Source organism: Xanthomonas sp. SHU 166, from assembly GCF_000364685.1.
Lineage (GTDB): Bacteria > Pseudomonadota > Gammaproteobacteria > Xanthomonadales > Xanthomonadaceae > Xanthomonas_A > Xanthomonas_A sontii.
In genome coordinates, this window is the sequence record NZ_AQOJ01000051.1 from 1 (window position 1) to 4902 (window position 4902).

General features: G+C 69.4%; 3 protein-coding genes and 1 pseudogene. 3 read left to right on the forward strand and 1 reads right to left on the reverse strand.

What is annotated here, in order from left to right:
- From D180_RS02310 to D180_RS02320, 3 genes are all read left to right on the forward strand, one after another.
- Nucleotides 1–444, forward strand: a 444-nt coding sequence (locus tag D180_RS02310) for a phosphatase PAP2 family protein (RefSeq protein WP_017911509.1), incomplete at its 5' end; no start/stop codon positions are given.
- A complete protein-coding gene (locus D180_RS02315) occupies nucleotides 441–2102 on the forward strand; it encodes a phosphoethanolamine--lipid A transferase (RefSeq protein ID WP_017911510.1) in 1662 nt (553 codons plus the stop codon). The genes D180_RS02310 and D180_RS02315, both read left to right, overlap by 4 nt.
- A 125-nt stretch (nucleotides 2103–2227) precedes the next feature.
- A complete protein-coding gene (locus D180_RS02320) occupies nucleotides 2228–4216 on the forward strand; it encodes a M2 family metallopeptidase (protein WP_017911511.1) in 1989 nt (662 codons plus the stop codon).
- 129 nt (nucleotides 4217–4345) lie between these two features.
- Here the strand turns inward: D180_RS02320 and D180_RS02325 are convergent.
- A pseudogene (locus D180_RS02325) lies at nucleotides 4346–4902 on the reverse strand (hypothetical protein); the annotation flags it as partial.

Sequence of the window (4902 nt, forward strand, 5' to 3'; positions counted from 1 at the left end):
CTGCTGACGGTGGCGCTGAGCACCGGCGTGGTGTCGCTGCTGAAGTCGGTGACCCACATGGACTGCCCCTGGGACCTGGTCCGCTATGGCGGCGAGCGGATCTTCGTGGGCCTGTTCGAGACCCGCCCGGCGGGCATGCCGCGCGGGGTATGCTTCCCCGCCGGTCATTCCAGTGCCGGCTATGCCTGGGTGGGGCTGTACTTCGTCGCGTTGGCGCTCAAGCCGGCCTGGCGTTGGCCGGCGCTGGCGATCGGCCTCGGGGGAGGCCTGCTGTTCGGTCTCGGCCAACAGCTGCGCGGCGCGCATTTCATGTCGCACGACCTGTGGACGCTGGCCCTGTGCTGGGGCGTGGCACTGGGCCTGTACCGGGCGATGCTGTGGCCGCGCGCGACCCTGTCGCAGGCCGATCGACGCCCTTCCACTACCAACGATTCCGCCGCATGAGCCATTCCGTCGCCCCGCCCTCGCCGTCCACCGCCTCCCGCGCCCGCTGGTGGGCCTGGCGTCCGCAATTGAGCAACGAGATGCTGGCGCTGGCGGCCAGCGCGTTCTTCGCCCTGGCCTGCAACGGCATGTTCTGGCGCAGCGCGATGAGCGGCCATGGCGGCGACGTGAAGCTGGCGCTGTCGCTGTTCCTGCTGCTGCTGGCGGTGCACGGCCTGCTGCTAGGCCTGCTGCTGTGGCGCGGCATCGCCAAGCCGGTGCTGACGGTGCTGCTGATCACCACCGCGTTCGCCGCGCACTACATGAACAGCTACAGCGTCTACCTGGACGCGGACATGCTGCGCAACGTGCTGGCCACCGACCACAAGGAATCGCGCGAGCTGATGACCCCGGCGCTGATCGCGCCGCTGCTGTTCTACGCGGCGCTGCCGATCCTGGTGCTGTGGCGGGTGCGGCTGATCCGGCGTTCGCCGCTGAAAGCGCTGGCGATCCGCGCCGGCTTCCTGGTGGGCATGCTGGCGCTGGGCGGCGTCGCCGCGATGCTGTCGTTCCAGGACCTGTCGGCGATGATGCGCAACCATCGCGAGATCCGCTACCTGGCCACGCCGATCAATTACCTGGTCGCGCTGCGGCAGAACTTCAAGTCCGACAGCTCCACGCGCAAGGCGCCGAAACTGCCGCTGGAACACGACGCAAAGGCCACCGCGCGTGCGCCGGGCAGCAAGCCGCGGCTGCTGGTGGTGGTGCTGGGCGAAACCGCCCGCGCGCAGAACTGGGGCCTCAACGGCTATGCGCGGCAGACCACGCCGGAGCTGGCCAAGCGCGACGTGATCAATTTCCCCGACATGCACTCCTGCGGCACCAGCACCGAGGTGTCGGTGCCGTGCATGTTCTCGCCGTTCGGCCGCCACGACTACAACGAGAGCAACATCCGCAAGCACCAGTCGCTGCTGCACGTGCTCGAGCACGCCGGCATCAGCACGCTGTGGCGCGACAACCAGTCCGGCTGCAAGGGCGTGTGCGACGGCCTGCAGATCCAGCACCTGGACGACGCCAAGGATCCGCAGTTGTGCAAGGACGGACGCTGCATGGACGAGATCCTGCTGCAGGACCTGGCGGCGCAGGTGCGCGCCAAGCCCGGCGACCGCGTGGTGGTACTGCACCAGCTCGGCAGCCACGGTCCCAGCTACTTCGAGCGCTACCCGGCCGCGTTCCGCCGCTTCACCCCGACCTGCGACACCGCCGACCTGGGCAATTGCAGCCGCGAACTGATCACCAACGCCTACGACAATTCGCTGCTGTACACCGACCACCTGCTGGCGCGCACCATCGACGCGCTGCAGGCGATGCCCGACTACGACACGGCGATGATCTACCTCTCCGACCACGGCGAGTCGCTGGGCGAGAAGGGCCTGTACCTGCACGGCGTGCCCTACGCGATCGCGCCGCAGGAGCAGACCCACGTGCCGATGGTGATGTGGTTCTCGCCCGGCTTCGCCAGCGCGCGCGGCCTGGACCTGGCCTGCCTGCAGGCGCGCTCGCGCCGCTACGCCGACCAGGACAACCTGTTCCCGTCGGTGCTGGGCCTGATGCAGGTCAGGACCGGCGTCTACGACCACGCGCGCGACCTGTTCGCGCAGTGCGCCAAGCCGCAATGACCGCCGGCCCACGCGCGGGCGTGGCGTAAGCGGACGCGGCGGCGCGCCCCAGAGCGCGCCGCCGAACTTGCGGCGGCGCGGGCGGGCCACTAGCCTTCCGGGCAATCGCCCTGCGAGGATTCGCCGTGACCCATCGCTCTCCGCTGCTCGCGCTGTGCCTCGGCGCGAGCCTGCTGACGCTGTCCGCCTGCCGCAAGGAACCCGCGGCCGAGACCGCCGCCCCCGCCGCGGCCCAGCCCCAGGGCGAGAGCGCCGACCAGTTCGTCGCCCGCATCAACGAGGAGTACCGCGCGCTGCTGCCGGAACTGACCGCGGCGCAGTGGCTGTCGGCGACCTACATCAACGGCGACAGCGAGCGACTGGCGGCCAGGGCCAACGCGCGCTGGCTGACCACGCTCAACGGCTGGATCGCGCAGGCCCGGCGCTACGACGGCAAGCCGATGTCGGCCGACAGCGCCCGCGCACTGCGCCTGCTGCAGCAGATGACCGCGATGCCGGCGCCACGCGATCCGGCGCGGCTGGGCGAACTGGCCGCCCTGGCGACGAAGATGGAGGGCGCCTACGGCGCCGCGTCCTACTGCACCGGCGAGGGCGACGCGCGCCGTTGCCGGCAGTTGGGCGAACTGGAGGACGTGCTGCGCCGCAGCCGCGACTACGACCAGCAACTGGATGCCTGGCAGGGCTGGCACGCCGCCGTGCAACCGATGCGCAAGGACTACCAGCGCTTCGTCGAACTGGTCAACGAGGGCGCGCGCGACATGGGCTACGCCGACACCGGCGCACTGTGGCGCAGCGGCTACGACATGCCGCCGGCACAGCTCGCCGCCGAGACCGACCGGCTGTGGACCCAGGTCAAGCCGCTGTACGAACAGTTGCACTGCTACGCGCGCGGCAAGCTCGACGCCGAGTACGGCAAGGACAAGGGCGAACTGGCCGGCGGCCTGCTGCCGGCGCACCTGCTCGGCAACATGTGGCAGCAGGACTGGAGCAACCTGTGGGACCTGCTGCAGCCCTACCCCGGCGCCGGCAGCCTGGACATCACCGACGCGCTGGAGCGGCAGTACCAGGGCAACCTGAGCGCGGCGCTGGCGCGGCGCAACGGCGACACCTCGCCGGAAGCGCGGTTCATGGCCCAGCGCGAGGCGCAGTTGCTCAGCGCACGGCAGATGACCGAGCGCGCGCAGGACTTCTACACCTCGCTGGCGATGCCCAGGCTGCCGGACAGCTACTGGACGCGCAGCCAGTTCATCAAGCCGCTGGACCGCGACGTAGTCTGCCACGCCAGCGCCTGGGACATGGACATGGCCGGCGACGTGCGCACCAAGATGTGCGTCAAGCCGAACGAAGAGGACTTCACCACCATCTATCACGAACTCGGCCACGTCTATTACGACCTGGCCTACAACCCGCTGCCGCCGCTGTTCCAGGCGAGTGCCAACGACGGCTTCCACGAAGCCATCGGCGACACCGTGGTGCTGGCGATGACCCCGCAGTACCTGCATTCGATCGGCCTGGTCGACGCACCGCAGGTCGGCCGCGAAGCGTTGATCAACGCGCAGATGCGCATGGCCCTGAGCAAGGTCGCGTTCCTGCCGTTCGGGCTGATGATCGACCGCTGGCGCTGGGGCGTGTTCGACGGCTCGATCGCCCCGGACCGCTACAACCAGGCCTGGTGGGAGCTGAAGGCCAGGTACCAGGGCGTGGCGCCGGCGACACCGCGCGGCGAGGACTTCTTCGACCCCGGCGCCAAGTACCACGTGCCGGCCAACACCCCCTACACCCGCTACTTCCTCTCGCACATCCTGCAGTTCCAGTTCTACAAGAGCCTGTGCGACGCCGCCGGCTACAAGGGCCCGCTGTACGAGTGCACCTTCTACGGCAACAAGGAAGCCGGGCAGAAGTTCTGGTCGATGCTGCAGCGCGGCGCCAGCCAGCCATGGCAGGCCACGCTCAAGGAACTGACCGGCAGCGAGCGCATCGACGCCGGCCCGCTGCTGGAATACTTCGCGCCGATGCAGGAGTGGCTCAAGCAACAGAACCAGGGGCGGATGTGCGGATGGGAGGCATCTGCGGCAACGCAACCCACTGCAGTGCCGGCGCAGAAGCAAGGCTGAGGCGGTGCGGCGGCCGCAACGCCGAAGCGCAGTCGTCAGGACACAGACAGTGGAGGTCAGCGCGCAGAGGAGATACGCGGCGTGCGGATCAGTCAGGCTGGAAAAGAAGCTGCGACATGCCTGAAGCGCTCATCGCGTCCGTGCAGACACGTGCTGCGCCTCGCTGTCGGCCTGCGGCAAAGCGAGCGCCGCCCCGTCCTTGGCGGGTGATGCGATCGCCTCTTCGGGTCGCGATGGCACCGCAGAGAGATCGACCTTCACCCGGAACCCCGGCGTATACCCCTCGATCCAGGCGTTGCCGCCATCGACCATGACGTGTTTGATCTGCTCGGGCCGCGTCATGCCGTCGCGCTGTGCCTGCGCCGCGGCATGCCTCAGCGTCGCATCCGGCGTGGCGGCCGGGAATCGCTCCTTGATGGCACGAAACAGCGTGTCTCCGTCCCGCACCGCCGCCTCCTGCTCAGGCACCTTCAGCGGCACGTGCCAACCCTGCGGCGCGTGGGCGTCCTGCTTCGGCAGATGCAGCCGCCGCATGTGCTCCGACCAGTCCGGCGCACCGATGCCCTGCCGGCCTTCGCCCGGCGGCAACGGCCCGCGCAGTTCGTCGACGGCGTCACCGGCCAGCCCACGCACGCCGCGCGCCAGAAGCGTGGTGCCGATGCGCATGGATTCGACATCCTCGCGAT